This window comes from Pseudoalteromonas sp. KJ63-1 (assembly GCF_055808145.1).
Genome location: NZ_CM147855.1, coordinates 3,113,477 through 3,132,394 on the forward strand (window position 1 = coordinate 3,113,477; position 18,918 = coordinate 3,132,394).

At 40.3% G+C, this 18,918-nt stretch carries 19 protein-coding genes; 4 read left to right on the forward strand and 15 right to left on the reverse strand.

What is annotated here, in order from left to right:
* Positions 1–17 precede the first annotated feature (17 nt).
* The 3 genes from AC0L7Q_RS14840 to bioH all read right to left on the reverse strand — a co-directional run bounded on the left by AC0L7Q_RS14840 (position 18) and on the right by bioH (position 2,020).
* Positions 18–875, reverse strand: a complete 858-nt coding sequence (locus tag AC0L7Q_RS14840; protein WP_413400927.1) for a putative metalloprotease CJM1_0395 family protein — start codon at positions 873–875, stop codon at positions 18–20.
* A gap of 6 nt (positions 876–881) precedes the next feature.
* Positions 882–1,190: a hypothetical protein gene (locus AC0L7Q_RS14845; protein ID WP_008112879.1), complete on the reverse strand. Its 309-nt coding sequence runs from the start codon at positions 1,188–1,190 to the stop codon at positions 882–884.
* Between the two features lie 92 nt (positions 1,191–1,282).
* On the reverse strand, positions 1,283–2,020 hold the full coding sequence (gene bioH / locus AC0L7Q_RS14850; protein WP_413400928.1) for a pimeloyl-ACP methyl ester esterase BioH: 738 nt from the start codon (positions 2,018–2,020) through the stop codon (positions 1,283–1,285).
* 75 nt (positions 2,021–2,095) lie between these two features.
* Between bioH and AC0L7Q_RS14855 the strand changes: the two genes are divergently transcribed.
* On the forward strand, positions 2,096–2,773 hold the full coding sequence (locus tag AC0L7Q_RS14855; protein ID WP_409424122.1) for a ComF family protein: 678 nt from the start codon (positions 2,096–2,098) through the stop codon (positions 2,771–2,773).
* 6 nt (positions 2,774–2,779) lie between these two features.
* Here AC0L7Q_RS14855 and AC0L7Q_RS14860 read toward each other — a convergent pair whose 3' ends face one another.
* On the reverse strand, positions 2,780–5,329 hold the full coding sequence (locus AC0L7Q_RS14860; protein ID WP_413400929.1) for a M14 metallopeptidase family protein: 2,550 nt from the start codon (positions 5,327–5,329) through the stop codon (positions 2,780–2,782).
* Between the two features lie 146 nt (positions 5,330–5,475).
* On the opposite strand from AC0L7Q_RS14860, the gene nfuA reads away from it, so the two are divergent.
* Both nfuA and AC0L7Q_RS14870 read left to right on the forward strand, forming a co-directional pair.
* Complete coding sequence (nfuA, locus tag AC0L7Q_RS14865; protein WP_413400930.1) at positions 5,476–6,051, forward strand: Fe-S biogenesis protein NfuA; 576 nt, start codon at positions 5,476–5,478, stop codon at positions 6,049–6,051.
* Between the two features lie 13 nt (positions 6,052–6,064).
* Positions 6,065–6,334 (forward strand): hypothetical protein, encoded by a 270-nt coding sequence (locus AC0L7Q_RS14870; RefSeq protein ID WP_413400931.1) that lies wholly within the window; start codon positions 6,065–6,067, stop codon positions 6,332–6,334.
* Between the two features lie 18 nt (positions 6,335–6,352).
* Here the strand turns inward: AC0L7Q_RS14870 and AC0L7Q_RS14875 are convergent, their stop codons facing one another.
* Positions 6,353–7,687, reverse strand: coding sequence for an MATE family efflux transporter (locus AC0L7Q_RS14875; protein WP_413400932.1), 1,335 nt, complete (start codon positions 7,685–7,687; stop codon positions 6,353–6,355).
* Here AC0L7Q_RS14875 and AC0L7Q_RS14880 point away from each other — a divergent pair.
* Positions 7,667–8,692, forward strand: coding sequence for a polysaccharide deacetylase family protein (locus tag AC0L7Q_RS14880; RefSeq protein WP_413400933.1), 1,026 nt, complete (start codon positions 7,667–7,669; stop codon positions 8,690–8,692). The two genes, AC0L7Q_RS14875 and AC0L7Q_RS14880, sit on opposite strands and share 21 nt — an antisense overlap.
* 3 nt (positions 8,693–8,695) lie before the next feature.
* Here the strand turns inward: AC0L7Q_RS14880 and AC0L7Q_RS14885 are convergent, their stop codons facing one another.
* From AC0L7Q_RS14885 to cyoE, 10 genes are all read right to left on the reverse strand, one after another.
* The gene (locus tag AC0L7Q_RS14885) at positions 8,696–9,727 is read right to left on the reverse strand and encodes a protein-glutamate methylesterase/protein-glutamine glutaminase (RefSeq protein ID WP_409424127.1); all 1,032 of its coding nucleotides are present in this window, start codon (positions 9,725–9,727) and stop codon (positions 8,696–8,698) included.
* A gap of 8 nt (positions 9,728–9,735) precedes the next feature.
* Positions 9,736–10,353, reverse strand: a complete 618-nt coding sequence (gene cheD / locus AC0L7Q_RS14890) for a chemoreceptor glutamine deamidase CheD (RefSeq protein WP_409424128.1) — start codon at positions 10,351–10,353, stop codon at positions 9,736–9,738.
* Positions 10,337–11,167: a CheR family methyltransferase gene (locus tag AC0L7Q_RS14895; RefSeq protein WP_131691797.1), complete on the reverse strand. Its 831-nt coding sequence runs from the start codon at positions 11,165–11,167 to the stop codon at positions 10,337–10,339. Before AC0L7Q_RS14895 ends, cheD begins: the two co-directional genes overlap by 17 nt.
* A 69-nt stretch (positions 11,168–11,236) precedes the next feature.
* A complete protein-coding gene (locus AC0L7Q_RS14900) occupies positions 11,237–13,936 on the reverse strand; it encodes a methyl-accepting chemotaxis protein (RefSeq protein WP_413400934.1) in 2,700 nt (899 codons plus the stop codon).
* A gap of 48 nt (positions 13,937–13,984) precedes the next feature.
* Positions 13,985–14,470: a chemotaxis protein CheW gene (locus AC0L7Q_RS14905; RefSeq protein WP_409424130.1), complete on the reverse strand. Its 486-nt coding sequence runs from the start codon at positions 14,468–14,470 to the stop codon at positions 13,985–13,987.
* Entirely contained in the window at positions 14,452–16,542 is a 2,091-nt protein-coding gene (locus AC0L7Q_RS14910) for a chemotaxis protein CheA (RefSeq protein ID WP_413400935.1), read from the reverse strand. The genes AC0L7Q_RS14905 and AC0L7Q_RS14910 overlap by 19 nt, the downstream gene beginning before the upstream one ends.
* 14 nt (positions 16,543–16,556) lie before the next feature.
* Positions 16,557–16,919 carry a response regulator gene (locus tag AC0L7Q_RS14915; protein WP_008115349.1) on the reverse strand — a complete coding sequence of 121 codons (363 nt, stop codon included), beginning with the start codon at positions 16,917–16,919 and terminating at the stop codon, positions 16,557–16,559.
* A gap of 8 nt (positions 16,920–16,927) precedes the next feature.
* Positions 16,928–17,200, reverse strand: a complete 273-nt coding sequence (locus AC0L7Q_RS14920) for an STAS domain-containing protein (protein WP_138608351.1) — start codon at positions 17,198–17,200, stop codon at positions 16,928–16,930.
* 162 nt (positions 17,201–17,362) lie between these two features.
* The gene (locus AC0L7Q_RS14925) at positions 17,363–17,980 is read right to left on the reverse strand and encodes an SCO family protein (protein WP_413400936.1); all 618 of its coding nucleotides are present in this window, start codon (positions 17,978–17,980) and stop codon (positions 17,363–17,365) included.
* Entirely contained in the window at positions 17,977–18,906 is a 930-nt protein-coding gene (cyoE, locus tag AC0L7Q_RS14930) for a heme o synthase (RefSeq protein WP_413400937.1), read from the reverse strand. Before cyoE ends, AC0L7Q_RS14925 begins: the two co-directional genes overlap by 4 nt.
* Positions 18,907–18,918 lie beyond the last annotated feature (12 nt).

Below are 18,918 nucleotides of genomic sequence, written 5' to 3' on the forward strand. Positions count from 1 at the left end.
TAAATATAAAGTTTAATTTAAATTTGTGCTGAGAATTGGCTTTGCGTCGCAGGTGATGTAGCCAGTTGATAAAAACTAGCAATGCGCCCAGCACGTGCTTCTACTTCAACATCACGCGATTGCTCTTCGCTTTTAGCAGTTTTTACTTCTGAACTTTCACTGTTAGAAAACGACGCACTGACTCTGCTTTTATCTTCGCTGCTATCTTCGTCATCAGCTGAAGCTAACTCAGCTTGTGCTGCGGCTATCTTTTGAGTGGCATCTGCCGCAATTGCCCTATCGGCACCTGAAGGCTCAGCCGGCGCGAGTGCTGCAGCACGTACCGTTTGCATTTTATCAATAGTTGCTTGAGGGTCGCCATTGATAACCCCAACATCTATCGGTACTTCACCACCTACCGCATAATTGGTCCCATCAGGACCTCTTTGGTATTCGTAGCTCGGAGAGCCCGCATATTGTCCACCCACTGCGGCATGCGCTTGCTCGTGCATCCGTACTTCAGTATCACGGGCTTTTAGTTCTTTAATTTGTTGTAGTTCTTGCTCAAGTTGCAGTTCTTCTTGCTCACTTACTTCTTCTGCAGCTTGTTGTTTTTCTTGCTCGGCATCATCCTGATCACTATCCGCATTACCTTCGCGTTGCGCAATCGTTTTATCGTCTACAATTTTGCCACTCGCAGTATAAGTTGAGCTGTCGCTATTTCCTGGCAGCTTAGCTTTTTCTGCATCACTTTGAGCTTTGTTTTCTGTGCTACCTGCGGTGTTTGCAGCGGCTGGGGGAATGACTTCACGTAGCTGGTTGTCACGCCGAGCAGTCTCCGTATAAACATTTGCGGTGTTTATATTAATAGACGGAAACGGCGTGACAATATTCATGAGAAATTACACTTTAATATCAACTAAAGTGCCTAATACGTCATCTGCAGTTTGGATAGATTGCGTGTTTGCCTTAGCATTAAACTCTTCAACTTTTAAGTTTACTAACGCATCATCAATTCGTGCAGGTTGAGATACTGGCGCGGTGACTGCTTCTTCAGGGCGAGCGGCCGTTAATTGACGTTGCTGCGCTAGTTGAGAGTCGTCTTGCTGCTCTATGCTGGCACGATTAATCTCAGCGCTGGCTTTTTCAATTCCTTGACTGGCTCTATTAAACCCTTCAACACCACTATTGAATACAGATCCTATTGGCATAATAATAAACCTCCAGCAAATAAATATTGTTTAATTATCGCTCAAAAATCACGCAAAATAAAGCTTTAAACCGCAGTAATCATGGCTTTGCTTCAAAGCATTGATTTAACGGCAGATAAAAATTCACTTTTATGAGAAATGAAAGGCGCATGTGATGCTTTGTCTATCACTTCGTACTCAAAGTCAGCATTAAGTGCCACCATTTTCTCAATGGCCCGATAAGGAACGAGAGAGTCTAAGCGCCCAAAAATGCCGCGAATAGTCACTGGGCATTGAGCAAATAATTCGCGTAAATCTTCATTTTGCAATATGTCTAGCCCTGCACTTAAAGCCTCGTTATTCGGAGGCGATGACTGACTCAATAACTGCTTTAACTGTTTTACATCATCGCGAGCCGACTCACTGCCCATTGCCTGAATTGCCAAAAAGCGCTCTATCGTTTTTGAACGCTCTTGCAACAACTGCTCTTTGAACTGTGTTAATACTTTAGGCTTAATGCCAGCCCATGGTAATTGCTCTGCAAAAAAGGGCGTTGAGGCAACTAAAATGACTTTTGATACTTTTTCTGGCCAATGTTTGGCAATATAAATAGCAAACAACCCACCTAAAGACCACCCCATTAGTACCGATTGTGGCTTTAACTGCTCACTCACCTGCTTTGCAGCATCGTGTAATGTATATGGGCTTAAAGAGGCGTTATTATCACCATAACCGGGTAAATCCAAACAGCGCACTTTACCTGAATATAAAAACTCTAATTCTGGTTTTATTAACTGCCACACACCTCGGCTCATTCCCCAACCATGTAACAACACACATTCATTTTGCATATTTGCCTAACCTTAACCAAACTTGAGTTCTATGATAGCGCTTTAAAAGGAGTTTGTAATGAGGATCATCAGCGAATGAAACTCAGCCTAAGTGATTGGCTATTCCCCTCTTACTGTGTGTTATGTCAAAGTCAGATTCATAGCTCAATGGGACTGTGTCAATTTTGTTTAGATGACTTGCCATTGCTAGATTTGGCCGAGCATGACAATTTATTTTACCGCCCTGATATTGTAGAAATGTTTCCTAACTGCAACTTTGAAAAGCTGTTTGCCTGTGCTTTTTACCAGCCCCCTTTTGATTTATGGTTAAAGCAGCTTAAATTTAATAATCAAATCCATTATAAAAAAGCACTACAGCAAGTCATAAAAAAACAACTTAGTGTTTTTATGACTAAACACCCTGTCGCTGTTGATGCATTTATAATTTTACCTTTACATAAAGCGCGCTTTTTAACGCGTGGGTTTAATCAAGTCACCCAAGTATGGCAACCCTGTTTGGCGTCAAATAAGGTGTTAAATAATGCGTTACTTCGCCATAAACACACCTCGGCACAATCACAATTAAGCAAAGCCAAAAGGGTCAAAAATTTACAGCAGGCTTTTTCATGCAAAATTAATTTAGAGGGAAAAACGGTAGTAATTATCGACGATATTATGACTACAGGAGCAACTCTTAATGCAGCCACCTTATCGTTAAGAGAAGTCGGCGCTAAACACGTATGGGCATTTACCACGTGCTTAACGCCACTTTAGGGCGTGTTAGTTTCCACTCACGCGAAAGGTGTGACCAAAAAATAAAGCATTACTTAATAATCGGCTGGTACCATACCAGTACCCTCTAAATACAGGGTTATCTGTCATCGCAATAACACTACCTCGACCATAAGAGTGTGCCATTAACGCTGCCCCACCAGCCACTTGCTCTACATTTATTGCATCAGAAAAACCAGCAAGTAGCGGATGCTGTGTATAGGTAAGTATATTTACAAATGGTGCTTGCGAGGCTTCAAGTAGCCAAGTACTATTTTTAAATACGGGTAGTGTGTCACGCTTAAATGAAAACATTAGTGGGTGAGTTGTATCTACCTTGGTATTAAATATCGCACCTGCAATACGCTGACGACCTGCTAGGTGGTCTTTGTCTGCATACTTTAAACCTTGAGTATCAAATGCACTAGCCACATCTCTACGCGATAAGTAGCTTGCTTTTAATAGCTGTTGATCGGCTAAAAACTTAGCTCCGCCTTTGTGCCCCCAAATAACACCACCTTTCCTTACCCAGCTTTTTATAGCAACTTTATCGGAATCAGATAAAGTAGAATAATTACCATGTGGCAACACAATATGGCTGTAATTACTGAGCTCTAAAGACGCTAAACGCTCCATTTCAACAATGGTTGGCGCTACACCCACAAAACGGTCTAGGTAGTACCACACTTCACCCGCTTCATATTGGCTCACGCCTTTACCACCAACCAATAACACTTTAGGTGTAGAAACCACAGCCATAGAGCGAGACCCTAAATCAGCACCTTTACTAGTTAAACCGGTAGTAATTGGTTTAACTTCAATCCCAAACTGGCTTTGTGCTTGGTTCAGCTTTGCCACCCAGTTGGTGTCAGTTTGAAGTCCTGCTGGAATAATAATGCTACCTGCGTCAAAGTTTACTTCTGCATTGGTTGATACTGCTGTTAATGGTTTTAATGCAACACGAGCTTTAATGCCTTGCTGTAACAGACTATTGAGCATTTTGGGAGCTTGCATGTCATTCCATGCAAATCCATAGGCGTAATTTTTAGTCAGTGGCGCTAAATCAGGCTGCTTTGCTTTTTGCCAAGCTGTTTTTTCTACCTCTAATCCCCAGCGGCTGTTTACTTTAGCAAATGGTAAATTAAACGCATGCGCTAATGTCCAACCCGATACATCGTAAAAGGTGTTATCGGCAAAGTTTTGTTGCTCACTAAAAATAGCTTTAACTAATCGATATTGTGGTTGTGCAAGCGGCACAAAATAACTATTAGCGGTAAAGTTTTTACCTTCAGCTTTTAGCCCTTCTTTCACTGAGTAGGCATTAATTTGATGTTGTTTAAGTATGCTTAAAAAATCGTTAGTACGGGTGTGATCTTCATCTGCTTGAACAATATAGCCTTGATAGTCTTCATCTTTGGCAAGCTCAACCGCTTTGTTATAAAAGTTAGCTTGGTACTCTAGCAAAGCTTGGCGGTTATCAATCGCCGCTTTAAACGTTGATAAGCTCGTTAACAGTTGGTTTTTAATCGTAAACGCAAAAGTTAGCGGGCCATTAATCGTTTCTTGAATATGGCCACGAGAACTTGCTTGTTCAAATAAAATACCCACACCACCATTTACATCGGGGTAGGTAGAGCCTTTGCCATAATAAAAGTCATCAAAGCTTTCTTCGGTGAAGTATAACGCGTTGTTTTCATCTAATGTTTTAGCGTGATAATTTGCAATCGCTTTGGTTAAGCTTACATTTTCTTCAGGGGTAATTGGGTGTTTACGACTTGGGATACCCGGTTGAAAAAAGTAGCTACTATTTGGCCCCATTTCATGAAAGTCAGTTAAAACATTAGGCTTCCAATAATGAAACTTAGCAATGCGAGCCCGCGACTCTGGGTGCTGTAACAATAACCAATCACGGTTTAAATCAAACCAATAATGGTTTGTACGGCTGCTTGGCCAGCTCTCTACATGCTCTCGGGTTTGCGGATCTGACGATAAGTTCATTCCACGATTACTATTAGCCCAATTTGCAAAACGTGCTAGTCCATCTGGGTTAAGCGACGGGTCGAGTAAAATAACCGTGTTGTTAAGTAGCTCATTTATTTCATCGCCTTGCGCTGCCGCTAAATAATAAGCGACTAGTAAAGCTGTATTACTACCTGATGATTCGTTCCCATGAACACTGTAACCCATCCATACAACACTTGGCTGCTCCGCTGTTTTATTGTTTGAATTATTTAGGCGAGCTAAATGCGCTTGACGAGTTTTTTCTATATTTTTTAATTTGTGAGCCGCAGTAATCGTTAGCATAACTAACGGGCGCTGCTCATGAGTACGGCCTATTACTTCAAAATTAATTCGATCGCTTTTTTGAGCTAAAATTTCCATGTAGCGAACAAGTTGGTCATGCCTTACATGCCACTCACCCACTTGATACCCCAGCACCTCTTGTGGTGTTGGTATGGTAGAATCAAATTCAACCTGTTGCTCAAAATAATAAGACAGGGGCTTTGCCATACTTGAAAAACTGGCCAGTACCACCATTACTGTTAATATGAAGCGCATATAAATCACTCTAAAAATGTTTGTTAATTGCACGCTACCATTGCTTAAAATAGATGCCAACTTTTTACGCTCAACACTAGCCGCAACACGATGAGCGGAGTATGATATGCAGTATCCGAGTAATTTAGTCAAGTATAGACGGTATTATGATTTCTATTTCCGAAACAGCGCAAGCGCATTTTGCTAAGCTATTAGCAGATCAATCTCAACAAACGAATATTCGTGTGTTTGTTGTTAACCCTGGTACATCACAAGCTGAATGTGGTGTTTCTTATTGTCCAGAAGACGCGGTAGAAGAGAGCGATATTCGCCTAAATTTTAACGGCTTTGATGCAGTTGTTGATGCTGAAAGCGCGCCTTTTTTAGCCGAAGCCGAAATTGATTTTGTTACCGACAAAATGGGCACGCAGCTAACCCTTAAAGCACCTAATGCTAAAGCACGTAAACTAGGTGAAGATGCCAGCTTGAATGAGCGTGTGCAACACATGCTAGAAACCGAAGTAAACCCACAACTTGCCAACCATGGCGGCCAAGTTAGCTTGGTAGAGATCACTGCAGCTGGTGTTGCTGTACTTCAGTTTGGTGGTGGTTGTAATGGGTGTTCTATGATCGATGTCACACTAAAAGAAGGCATTGAAAAAGAGATGATTACTAAGTTTGATGAAATCACCGGTGTGTCTGACATTACCGATCATGAAGCAGGCGAGCATTCTTACTACTAAGCATTAATTCATTATGCTAAAGCCACTTATTTACCGCTTAGGGAGTGACCCTAAGTTGAGTTTAAAGCGCTTTTTTCGCGGTCTAGCACTGTTTGTGCTGGCCGTGATGTTTATCGTTGTGGGCTATTACAGCCATTACAGTTTACAAGTTATTGGCTTGGTTATTTTAGCCCCCGCTTTATTTTTTGCCTTTTGGGGCTATGCGGGTATTTTTGCTAACCGCTTCTCTCAAGTATTAAAAAACATCCCTTCAAAAAATAACGACCCCGATCTGTGGAAGTAACGGTTTATATCAACTCGCTTATTTAAGTAATTGATTATTAGCTTTTAGTTGTTGATATTTAACGATAAGCGTAACGCCTCGCATAAGCATAAAACAACTCATAGCTAACCATAAACCATTATTTTGCCAGTCCTGAAATAGCCAAAACACCCCAAAGAAGCCTACAATCGCTGAAAGCAACATACTGTTTCGCATCGCTTTAGCGCGGGTCAGACCAACAAAAATACCATCGAACAAAAAGCAGCTCATAGCTAGAATAGGCAATACTATTACCCAAGGTAAATAGTGAATAGCCTCGTCAATAACCTCTGGTACATTCGTTAATAGCTTAATAATACTGCTGCCAAAAACTACAAAAAACACACTATACAAAACGCCAAATATCATCCCCCAAAATACACTGATTTTTACCCATAGCCTTATCTTCTCAACACTTTGTTGACCTTTAGCTTGACCCACTTTGGCCTCACTTGCATAGGCAATTCCATCAAGTGCAAAGCTAACTAACATTAAAAAATTGAGTAGGACGGCATTGGCGGCCAGTGTTGTTTCACCGAGGCGGGCTGCATAAAAGGTCATAAAACTAAAACATAATTGCAGTACTAAAGAACGAATAAAAATATCGCGGTTTAAGCTCAGTAGTCCTGCCATTTTTTCTACACTAAACCAATTTGCTACAGCCAAACTCATACCATGCTTTTTAGCAAGTTGAGCCACTAGCAATAAAGCAAACACAAGTGCAATATAGTCAGCGATAAGTGATGCCCACGCAGCCCCAGCAACCGCCCAATCAAGGTACACTACAAAATAAATATCGAGCACAATATTAGTAATGTTAGTGACTAACAGTAAGTAAAATGGCCCTCGCCCATAATGAACGCCCAACATCCAGCCTAATAAAACTAAATTACATAGCGCTGCTGGGGCGCTAAAAATACGAATACTAAAATAGCGATAGGCTTCATTGAGCACATCACTATTGGCAGCAGATAAATAAGCAATAGCGTGTTTTATAAGGGGGGATAATAAAATCAGAATTAAAGCTACGCTACTGGCCAATAACAAACTGCGTTTGAGTAAGGCTGCCAGCTGAGTTAAATCATTTTTACCATAAGCCTGAGCCACCAGCCCAGTAGTACTCATTCTTAAAAAACCAGCAAGCCAAAATAAAATAGAGATCACAGTTGAACCCAAAGCAATACCGGCTAAATAATGCGCGCTCCCCAAATGACCAATCACTGCAGTATCAACAATTCCTAACAACGGGACGGTAATATTTGATAATATCATCGGACCGGCTAACAACAACAAGCTTTTATGGTGTGCTTTATTATGTATAAGAAATTGTTTCATTTAGTATTATTATTCCTGATTTGTGGTTCTTTGCGCGCGCAAGCAGCTGTTATTCTACAGTATCATCACGTCAGTGAAACCCTTCCCGCTGTCACCAGCGTGAGCGCCAATACTTTTACTAAACACTTAAATTATTTAAAAGAGCATAACTTTAACGTTATTCCATTAAATGAGCTGATTAGTGCATTACAACAAGGTAAGGCTTTAGAGAACAAAACAATCGCGATTACCTTTGATGATGGTTACAACAATAATTACGACCAAGCTGCCCCTATCCTAGAGAAGTTTGGCTATCCGTACACTATTTTTGTAAACCCAAAACTCATTGATGAACAGGCGGGTTACGTTATGGGGTGGGATAAGCTCAGAGAACTTGCTAAAAAAGGAGCGCTTATTGCTAATCATAGTGCCGAGCATAACTACCTACATAGAAAGCGCAAGAATGAAACGCCTAGCCAATGGCGCGAACGCACTAAAAAAGACATTCTTAGTTCTCAACAGCGCATCAAAGAGGAAATAGGTCACGATTACAAATACCTTGCCTATCCATACGGAGAGTTTAACAATCAACTGCAAGCACTCGTCACTGAATTAGGTTTTATTGGTATTGGCCAACACTCAGGAGCCGTTAATCAACACTCTGACTTTAGCCGCTTACCGCGCTTCCCTGCCTCTGGTTTTTATAGCAAGCTAGAGACGTTAATTACCAAGATAAATTCGACTGCCTTTACTATTAATAAGCTAACCTATGAAGATAGTGTCACTTCACGAAATCCACCATCACTCACTATAAAACTTAAGACAGATGACTTTCATAAGAGTCAATTTGCCTGTTATGTATCAAGCGTTGGTCAAGCTAATTTAGATTGGTTAGACGATAATACAGTTGAGGTAACATCACCAAAGCAACTTAATAAAGGCCGCTCACGCTTTAATTGTACCGCTCCGTCAATAAAACAAGCTGGCAGTTATTATTGGTTTTCGCAGCCTTGGGTGATCAACTAAGTTTTACTTTTTTATAACTTGATTTAATAACCGCTGGGTCATTTTCTCCAGCGGTACCACTTCATTTGCTGCCCCCATATCAATAGCAGCTTTAGGCATACCCCATACCACTGACGAAAACTCATCTTGCGCAAGCGTGTATGCACCTTGTTGCTTTAATGCGAGTAATCCTTTTGCACCATCACTTCCCATACCGGTTAATAGTGTGGCAACAATATGTTTTGCACCAATTTCCAGTAATGAGTCAAATAAAACATCCACCGCGGGTTTATGTCTATTAACAGCTTCTCCATCATCAAGCTGACAATACAAAGCACTACCTTGTTTATTAATTCGTAAATGAAGCCCACCTGGGGCTATATAAGCGCAACCTGCTAGCAATTTATCACCTTGCTGGGCTTCTTTTACGTTAATAGTACAAGTACGCTGCATCCGCTCTGCAAATGAGGTGCTGAATACGGGAGGAATATGCTGAGTAATTACAATTGGAGGGCAATTTTTGGGCATACGTATAAGCACTTCTTTTATCGCCTCGGTTCCCCCTGTTGACGCACCAATCGCTATCACTTTATTTACTAAAAATTCGGCATTAGTGGGGATAGGTTCAGCTACAACACTATTTTTTTTGTGGCCTCGAACCCGCGCACTGGCCGCTACTCTTACTTTTTGCTGAACAATATCAGCATATTGGCTCATTTGTTGTTTAACATTAACTACTGGCTTTGCAATAAAATCAACCGCACCCAGTTCAAGCGCTTCAAGGGTGATAGGTGAGCCTTTTTGAGTAAGAGTGGAAATCATTACTACAGGCATAGGCCTTAAGCGCATTAAGTTTTTTAAAAAGCTAATGCCGTCCATTTTTGGCATTTCAACATCCAGTGTTAGTACATCCGGATTATGCTTTTTGATCATCTCTCTGGCTTCGTATGGGTCTTGTGCACACCCCACTACCACAATGTCTTTTGCCTGTTGCAGTATCTCTGTCAGTAATTGCCTGATCAGTGCCGAGTCATCAATTATTAATACTCTAATCATAGCTATCCTTAAAACAGTTCTATATCCGTGGCTTTAGTTTGCTGTTCAAGATTATGTAAGTAACGCACTTCACGTTTTTCAATGGTGTTATTGTGTAAGTTTCTTAGCTTTTTAACCTGTACTTTTCCATTATGAGGATTAAAGAATATTTTGCGCGGCCAAGGTCCGCCCATATCATGCGCCACTAAGTTTAGCGCTTCTTCTACTATATATGCATTGGCAAAACTGATATTGCCAATACCAATATCTGTCATTGCGCTAATTATTTTTCCTCCCCCAAAAAGTTTTACTTTTAAGTTTGCCCGAGAAGCGCCATTTTTAAGCACCTCATTAATTAAATATTCCATAGCCCAGTTACCATAACGACAACTTAAACTATGCGCTTGGTCAATTCGTTCACCTTTTTGAATAGGTAGCATAAAGTGATTGATCCCGCCAATGCCTAGCTTATCGTCGTAAACACAAGCCGCAATACACGACCCGAGCACGGTGGTGATCAGCTCATCGTTTTTAGAAACATAAAATTCACCTGGCAATACCTTAGCGACCACTTGATCTCGCGTGGCATCCCAATAGCGTTTAATATGCTCAAATCCCGCTAATACCGGCTTAAATTGTGTTTGCATGGGCTACTTTTTGATACATGGTTTTCCCTAAGTTTTTAAATAAGACATGCTCTTTTCCCATGGTTTCTGAATGCCCTAAAAATAAATAACCTTGGTTATTTAAAATATCGGCATAACGGTTAAAAAGCTGATCCTTTGTCTCTTTATCAAAGTAAATCACTACATTTCTGCACAAGATCAAATCAAATGGGCCCTTCATAGGCCAATCTTGGAGTAAGTTTAAACGCTTAAATGAAATACATTGCTGTAGCTTGGGTTTCACTTTATAACTTTGACCGTCTTTGCTAGTTAAAAACCAGCGCTTGAGCAATGCATCATCCAATCCATTCACATTTGCCGCAGTATAAATACCGCTCTGAGCTTTAGCTAATACATTAGAATCAAGATCAGTAGCTAAAATTTTCACATCCCAATCACTTGGGAAAGCCCCTTGTAACGTCATAGCTAAACTGTAGGGCTCTTCACCGGTAGAGCAGCCAGCAGACCAAATGCGAACGCGCTTAGTCTGTTTATTTGTCTTTAACAGCGTTGGTATAAACTGCTCTTTTATAAACTCAAAGTGATGAATTTCACGAAAAAAAGAGGTTAGATTGGTAGTAATGGCATTAATAAATGCATCAAACTCCTGATCCTTATGATTTTTTAAGTAATCTAGGTAACTAGAAAAGTTTGTTAATTTACGCTCACGAATTCGCCTTGCTAATCGTGAGTAAACCATTTCACGCTTATGCTCCCCAAGTACAATACCACAAGCGTTATACACTAAATGAGCCACTTCCTTAAAATCGCTATCCGTTAATAAAAACTCTTTCATTATGCACTCTCAAATAAATATAAAGATAGATTCAAACTAACCTCATTGTTTGAACCATCTAAAATAGGGTTAAAACTCCTCCCACTCTTCAGCTGAGTCTACAAAGTTTTCACCTTTGCTTTTATTATTAACAAAGCTATTTTCTTGCTTATGCGTTATTTCAGGGGTGCGAATGGTGGGCGATACAACCGCCATATCTTGCTGCCCTAGTGAAAAGAAGTGCAGTAAACGGCGCATTTCATTAGCCTGCTCTGCCATAGATTCACCCGCAGCCGATGCCTCTTCAACCAATGCCGCATTTTGCTGAGTCATTTCATCCATTTGCGATACAGCTTTATTTACTTGCTCAATCCCTGCACTTTGCTCTTCAGAGGCCTGAGTTATATCAGCTATCATTTGTGTCACACGTTTCACCGACACCACAATCTCCTGTAACGTCACACCTGATTCATTTACAAGAGCGCTACCATCAGCAACTTTGCCAACACTATCTCTAATTAACTCTTTAATTTCTTTAGCTGCACCAGCTGAGCGCTGAGCTAAGTTACGCACTTCACCCGCAACAACCGCAAAACCTCGGCCTTGCTCACCTGCTCTTGCAGCTTCTACAGCAGCATTGAGAGCTAGTAGGTTTGTTTGGAATGCTATTTCGTCTATTACACCTATGATGTCAGCAATTTTTTTACTCGATTCATTAATTGCAGACATACTGGTTACGGCCTTATTCACAACCTCGCCACCTTGAACTGCTTTATCACAGGTTTCTTCAGCTAAGTCATTAGCCACCTTGGCATTATCAGCATTTTGACGAACCGTACTGGTCATCTCTTCCATACTAGAAGCCGTCTCCTCTAATGACGATGCTTGCTCCTCTGTGCGCTGACTTAGATCAGCATTACCTTGTGAAATCTCTTCTGCTCCACTGGCCACCAAAGTGGCTGATGTGTTAATTCGATTAATAACCTCAGTTAGCTTATCTGCTGTCGCATTTGCATCTGTTTTCAGTTTTTCAAACGAGCCGTGATACTGTTTTTCAATCCGTTTAGATAAATCACCAGTAGCCATGGCATCAAGCATATTGCCAGTATCAGTTACCGCTTCGTCAACCACTTTAACTAAACTATTAAGACCTTGAGCTAAACGTAGGAAAAAGCCATCCTTTCCTTGCTCAACCACACGGCTATTTAACTCTCCTTTACTTGCGGCATTGACCAGCTGAGCAACCTCTTTTTCTATGGCTACTTCTGCTGTTCTGTCTTCCCATTCAACTACAGTTCCAATGCGCTCATCGTCTGGCGTAATAATTGGGTTAGCAACTAAGCCAAAGGTTCTGCCTCCCACTTTAATTTCAGTGTTGTAGGTATCCGTTAACTTAGCCAACATATTTTGCTGATGGGCTGGATTTTTATGAAATATATCAATATTTTGATTCAGTAGATTTTTGCTATCAAAGTTAGGTAAATCAATGCGTATATCATTTTGAGCATTGCTCATCATATTTTTCACCGCGTCATTCATATAAACAATCACATTCGATGCATCTGCAATCATAGTGTTTGTTGCTACAGTGTCTAACGCGCGACGAACACGTAAGTTTTCCTGTGCTCTGGCACGCTCTGCATCGGCCTTAAATACTTCATCAGTAATATCTTGCCACTCAACAATTGTTCCTAAACGTTCTCCTTCTTCGTTAAACCATGGCGAAGCAATTAAATCAAAAATAAGACCAGCTAATTTAAGTGTCGCTTTATGGGGCGCATCTAATTTTTTTAATAGCTCGCGCTGATGCGCCGGATGTTGATGAAAATCATCAACACATGTGCCGATTAAGTCACTTACAGCAAAGTTAGGTAATACCGATTGCAAATCTCTTTCGCGTGCTTTTAGCATTTGCTTAACTTGTTCGTTGACAAAAATAATGTTTAAGTCATTATCAGCAATCATCACATTCGCTTGGCATACTTTTAGGGCGCTGGCTAAGTCGGCAGTTTTTTTAGAGGTTTTTTCTAGTTCTTTTTGTTCGCTAATGTCCGTTGCATATTTTATGATTTTTATTAATTTTCCGTCCATATCATAAATGGGATTGTAAGAAGCATTAATCCAAATTTCACGGCCTTGTTTATCAAATCGTAAATACTCACCTCGGTCGTATTCACCTCTACCCAGTTTGGCCCAGAAAGTTTGATAATCCGCACTATTTGCATACTCAGGTGCAACAAATAAACGATGGTGCTTACCCTGTATTTCATCAAGTTGGTAGCCAAATGTGGCTAAAAAGTTCTTGTTGGCATTAATCACTGTGCCATCTAAGTCAAACTCGATTACCGCTTGCGATTTATGAATTGCTGCAACTTGTCCAGCTGCTTCGGCTGCCTTTAATTTTTGCAAAGTGATCTCAGTAGCAAACTTAATCACTTTAATTACTTGCCCCTGAGAATCTATAACAGGGTTATACGTGGCTTGTATCCATACTTCTTTACCATTTTTTCCAAACCGCTTAAATTCATCTGAAATAAATTCACCCGCGCTCAATCGCTGCCAAAACTGACGGTACTCATCGCTTTTCGCTTCGCTAGGACTAACAAATAAAGAGTGGTGCTGACCTTGAACCTCAGCAAGTGAGTAATCCATTACACGAAGAAAATTAACATTGGCAGTAATTATTCTTCCATTAGGCTCAAATTCAATTATTGCTAATGATTTATGCAATGCATTTATGATCAAATCATTGCTTGATTTAGACTGTTTTGAATTACTAAACCATCCCATGCTTATCACCACCTTTAAGTTATTTACTTTATTTAGTTACTGTTACCGCTAAATATCCATGGTTGCTGGCAAATCAATTAGGGCGACCATTTTTTCGCCTACATTGACTAACCCTGCTACATATTCACTTTCATTGGTTTGGGTTAAACTCGGCACAGCTTTAGCATCTTGCTCTGCAATGCTATAAACATCGGCCACTGCATCTACCGTAATACCCATTACTTTACTTTCTTGCTCAAAATCTACTTTTACAATAATCACTACTGTTAACGGCCCATAGGCAATAGTGGGTAAGCCAAACCGTAAGCGTAAATCAATAATGGGCACTATAGTGCCGCGTAAATTAATAACGCCTTTTACGTACTCAGGGGCATTTGGCAGTGCGGTTATGTCTTCCCAGCTGCGGATTTCTTGCACCGTTAATATATCTACTCCGTATTCTTCTTCAGCCATAATAAAGGTAAGAAACTGCTTAATCCCCTCTTTGCGCTGCAGCTCAATATTGCTATTTAATGCTATTGATTCAGAGAACATGAATCCTCCAGAGTAGCTGATGGTTCAATACTCAATGCTTGGCTACCAGGTTTTTTTAACCCTGAAAGCTTAATCAAACCGCTAATATCTAAAATTAACGAAACGCGACCATCACCTAAAATAGTTGCTCCAGAAACTCCGTCCACTTTGTGATAATTAGCCTCCAAGCTTTTTATAACCACCTGTTGTTGTGAAAGTAAGTCATCAACCAGCACTCCTACTTTTTGATTATCGTTCTCCACCACAACCAATAAGGTCTTATCTAATGATTCAATCGCATCTTGATGGTTAAAAATCTCATATAAACGCAGAATAGGAATGTATTCATCACGTAATCTGAGTACATCTAGGTCTTTCCCAACACGGCTTACTTTTGCAATATCAATTTGCAGCGATTCTACAATCGAGATCAGTGGAATAATGTAAGTATGCTTGGCTACTTTAACTAATTGCCCATCTAAAATAGCCAAGGTAAGCGGTAGCCGAATAGTAAAGGTAGAACCAATTCCAGCAGCGGATGTTACTTCTACCGAGCCATTTAATGATTGGATATTGCGTTTCACCACGTCCATACCCACACCCCGGCCAGATAAGTCACTTACTTCATCAGCAGTAGAAAACCCTGGCATGAATATAAGTTCGTTAATTTCATCATCTGTTAACTCGCTATCGCTAGCAATGAGTTCGTTGGCAATCGCTTTTTCTTTAATCTTTTGGGTGTTAAGGCCTTGGCCATCGTCCATAATTTCAATGACGATATTTCCTCCCTGATGAAAAGCATTTAATGTAACCTTACCCACAGGATCTTTACCTGCTGCAATACGCTTTTCAACAGTTTCAATACCATGATCCAGTGAGTTTCTTACTAAATGCACCATGGGATCGGATATTTTTTCCATCACAGTTTTATCTAACTCGGTTTGCTCTCCGATCAGCTTTAACTCCACCTCTTTATTGAGCTTTTGAGCAATATCACGCACCAAACGTGGAAAGCGACTAAACACAAAATTAATTGGCAGCATACGAATACGCATCACGTTTTCTTGTAAGTCTCGCGTATTATGCGCTAGTTGTGCTAACCCCTCTTGAAGCGAGGTTACTGCAGTGGCTGTCATTTCCTGTTCGCTAAGCTGATTTAACATTGCTTGGGTAATAACCAACTCACCTACCATATTAATTAATGAGTCAACCTTATCGATACCAACTCGAATAGAGGTTGATTCTGGTGCAGCTTTTGCACTGGGCGCATTGGCAACTGCCTTTGCTTTATTTGCTTTGGGTTGCTCAGCAGTTTTGGGAACTTCGACTTCAATAGCCGATTCGTTAATTACTTCTTCTGATCCGGCTTTAGCATCATTAAATAAGCCTCCACACAGCTCAATTTTAATATCTGCATCATCTTCAACCCATTCAAAAATCTCTTTAATAGCTTGCTCATCTCGCTCAGTGTTTAAGAAGAACCGCCAATATAAAAAGCACTCATCGCTGGATAATTCTTTAATATCAGGTATGGCATCGGTGAATACCTGTACTTCTAACTCACCAAGCTCGGCTAATTCGCTGATCATAAACAAAGGTTCATTACCGGTTTTAAATAGATGAAAATGTGGCTTAAAATCAATCTGGTAAGTATTAACTATAACCTGTTCATGATGTGTTTCTTCACCTTGTTCTTCACCAGCTGGCATACCTAGTAATTTCTCGAACTGCTCTCGCAAAGTATCTGCTTGGGCTAAATCTGGTTCTTCCTGTACTTTTAGCGAACTTAGCAAAGCCCTTAAGCAATCCACTGATTTAAGTAATAAATTAATGTGCTCGCTAGTTATATTGCGCTCACCTTCGCGAATTTGATCCAGTAATGTTTCTAATACGTGGGTAAAATTTGCAATTGAGTTGAACCCAAAAGTAGCACTGCCCCCTTTTATTGAGTGGGCAGCTCTAAATATAGTATTAATGGTTTCTAAGTCTTCTTCGCCTGGCACTAAGTTGAGTAATTCAGTCTCCATTATATCGAGGCCTTCAAAACTCTCTTCAAAGAACACTTCAAAAAACTGGCTTAAATCAATACTCACAGTGCACTCCTAAGTTAACGGATTACTTTTTTTAGCACGGCTAATAGCTGATCTGGATTAAAAGGTTTTACAATCCATCCTGTTGCCCCTGCAGCTTTACCTTCTACTTTTTTATCCATCCCCGACTCTGTAGTTAACATAAGCAGCGGTGTAAACTTGTAATCTGGTAGCCCTCTTAGCTCTCTAATAAGCGTGATCCCATCCATAATTGGCATGTTTACATCAGAAATAACTGCATCAAAACCTTGTTGCTTGGCAATGGCTAATGCCTCGCTGCCATCTTTGGCTTCGGTAACATCAAACCCTGCTGTTTTTAACGTAAAGCTCACCATTTGGCGCATTGATGCAGAATCATCGACAGCTAAAATTCTTTTCATATAAACCTCTAGTTAGTACTTTCTGAAGCTAAATATTCACTTAAACCGAGTTGTTCAATGACATTTTTTAATGCGTCACTGCTGCCAACCCAGGCAATTTTTTGATTAATAGTAAGAAGGTGTTTTTGTAGGGCACAAAGAAGTTGAACCGAGGCGGTATCAGCAGACATAACATCGCTAATATCCAGACAAATATCTCGGCTGTTATTAAGTTCGCTTAATAAATCTTGATGTAAAACGTCAACTTGAACAATTGAAAGTTCATTTGGTAGTTTAAGCATTTTTAAGCTTTTCCTTATCAACTCGATCCATACCAAAAGCTTAGACCGAGATAATGAAAACGCCATAAAAACGACTAAAAAATAACTAATTAATTAAAATCAGCTGTTAAAAAACGTAAAAAGGGGCACAAAGCCCCTTTAAAATCATTAAACCATTAAAAGCTAGTTTTTGTAAAAATCTGCAATTTCAATAAATTCTGCCGTTAGTTTTGTAGTATTAACCAAAGGCACATCTCCTTGTTTAAATTCGGGCTTAAAAATAGCTCTTAGTGCGCCACTGCCATCCACAAGTGCAACAGATGCACTATGATCCACCGCATAGTCAGACTCATCACTATCACTAATTGCATAAATTAATCCCAACTCACGTACAAATGGAAATAGGTCTTTATGCTCACCAGATACAGCTAAAAAGTCAGGGTTAAAATAATCTATGTACTCTTTACGCCTTTGAGCAATATCTCGTTTAGGATCAACAGATATAAACCACACCTGCACGGGATAATTAGCTTGTAAGTTTTTATAGACATTGTTGAGCTTAGCAAGCGTCATTGGACAAATATCAGGACAGCTTGTGTAGCCTAAAAAGACTAAGTTCCATTGACCCAAAAACTGCTGTTTGGTTACTAACTCTCCATGTTGATCATTCAACGAGAAATCAGATAACGGTTTTGCTGTTTCGTACACTAATACATCAAGATCCTGTAAACTTTTTTTATCACCACATGCCGATAAAAAAAGCACCGAAAAAACAATTAACCCACACCATAACTGCTTCATATAACTAGCCATTTATCTATAAACAAGATAACAAAGAGTATCATTAAATGAACAATCGAAAAACGAAATAAATCCATTGCGGTGTCTTCTTTAGCGGCAAATTTTAAGTTAATTGCTTTGTATATAAAAATTATATTAAGAATACATGCTCCGCTTAAATAAATAAGTCCCGACATACCTATCAAGTAAGGTAATACGCACACAATGGCTAATAGCACTGAGTACGCGAGCACACAGGTTTTACAAAATTCGATTCCATGGGTCACAGGTAACATAGGGATTTTAGCGCGTTCGTAATCACTTTTGCGCGCGATGGCTAACGCCCAAAAGTGCGGAGGAGTCCATGTGAATATAATCATAACCAACAACCAAGGAGCGGCTGCCATTTGATTGGTTTCAGACACCCAACCAAGTAAAGGAGGCATGGCGCCAGCCAAACCACCAATCACTATATTTTGTGGCGTGGCGCGCTTTAGAAACGACGTATAAATAAATGCGTAACCTACAAGTGCAAATAAAGTAAGTATGGCAGTGAGTGTATTTGCCCACAACATCAACATAATAAACCCTGCCACGCCAATAACAGCAGCAAAACTCAATGCGTGTAATTTACTTAAGCGTCCTTTGGCGACTGGGCGGTGGCGTGTACGTGCCATTTTACTATCAATTTCACTATCAACCACATGATTGATAACGGCAGCTGCCGCAGAGAGTAAGCCAATCCCTAATAAACTTATGAATTGAACCCCAACACCTCTGCCAACGTCAGGGGCTAGGGCTAAGCCCACCCATGCCGTTAACACCAGCATAGCCACTACTTTAAATTTACTGATTGCCAAATAATCTTGGATTAAATGGTAACTTTTAGTCAATAACGATGCGCTATAAACGGGCTGCATTGCTTTTTTGTTAATTGTAAGTGCCATAACGATTCCCCT

Coding starts and splice junctions, on each gene's coding strand:
- AC0L7Q_RS14840 (WP_413400927.1), bottom strand. CDS start 875: ATGAATATTGTCACGCCGTTTCCGTCTATTAATATAAACACCGCAAAT.
- AC0L7Q_RS14845 (WP_008112879.1), bottom strand. CDS start 1,190: ATGCCAATAGGATCTGTATTCAATAGTGGTGTTGAAGGGTTTAATAGA.
- bioH (WP_413400928.1), bottom strand. CDS start 2,020: ATGCAAAATGAATGTGTGTTGTTACATGGTTGGGGAATGAGCCGAGGT.
- AC0L7Q_RS14855 (WP_409424122.1), top strand. CDS start 2,096: ATGAAACTCAGCCTAAGTGATTGGCTATTCCCCTCTTACTGTGTGTTA.
- AC0L7Q_RS14860 (WP_413400929.1), bottom strand. CDS start 5,329: ATGCGCTTCATATTAACAGTAATGGTGGTACTGGCCAGTTTTTCAAGT.
- nfuA (WP_413400930.1), top strand. CDS start 5,476: ATGATTTCTATTTCCGAAACAGCGCAAGCGCATTTTGCTAAGCTATTA.
- AC0L7Q_RS14870 (WP_413400931.1), top strand. CDS start 6,065: ATGCTAAAGCCACTTATTTACCGCTTAGGGAGTGACCCTAAGTTGAGT.
- AC0L7Q_RS14880 (WP_413400933.1), top strand. CDS start 7,667: ATGTATAAGAAATTGTTTCATTTAGTATTATTATTCCTGATTTGTGGT.
- AC0L7Q_RS14875 (WP_413400932.1), bottom strand. CDS start 7,687: ATGAAACAATTTCTTATACATAATAAAGCACACCATAAAAGCTTGTTG.
- AC0L7Q_RS14885 (WP_409424127.1), bottom strand. CDS start 9,727: ATGATTAGAGTATTAATAATTGATGACTCGGCACTGATCAGGCAATTA.
- cheD (WP_409424128.1), bottom strand. CDS start 10,353: ATGCAAACACAATTTAAGCCGGTATTAGCGGGATTTGAGCATATTAAA.
- AC0L7Q_RS14895 (WP_131691797.1), bottom strand. CDS start 11,167: ATGAAAGAGTTTTTATTAACGGATAGCGATTTTAAGGAAGTGGCTCAT.
- AC0L7Q_RS14900 (WP_413400934.1), bottom strand. CDS start 13,936: ATGGGATGGTTTAGTAATTCAAAACAGTCTAAATCAAGCAATGATTTG.
- AC0L7Q_RS14905 (WP_409424130.1), bottom strand. CDS start 14,470: ATGTTCTCTGAATCAATAGCATTAAATAGCAATATTGAGCTGCAGCGC.
- AC0L7Q_RS14915 (WP_008115349.1), bottom strand. CDS start 16,919: ATGAAAAGAATTTTAGCTGTCGATGATTCTGCATCAATGCGCCAAATG.
- AC0L7Q_RS14920 (WP_138608351.1), bottom strand. CDS start 17,200: ATGCTTAAACTACCAAATGAACTTTCAATTGTTCAAGTTGACGTTTTA.
- AC0L7Q_RS14925 (WP_413400936.1), bottom strand. CDS start 17,980: ATGAAGCAGTTATGGTGTGGGTTAATTGTTTTTTCGGTGCTTTTTTTA.
- cyoE (WP_413400937.1), bottom strand. CDS start 18,906: ATGGCACTTACAATTAACAAAAAAGCAATGCAGCCCGTTTATAGCGCA.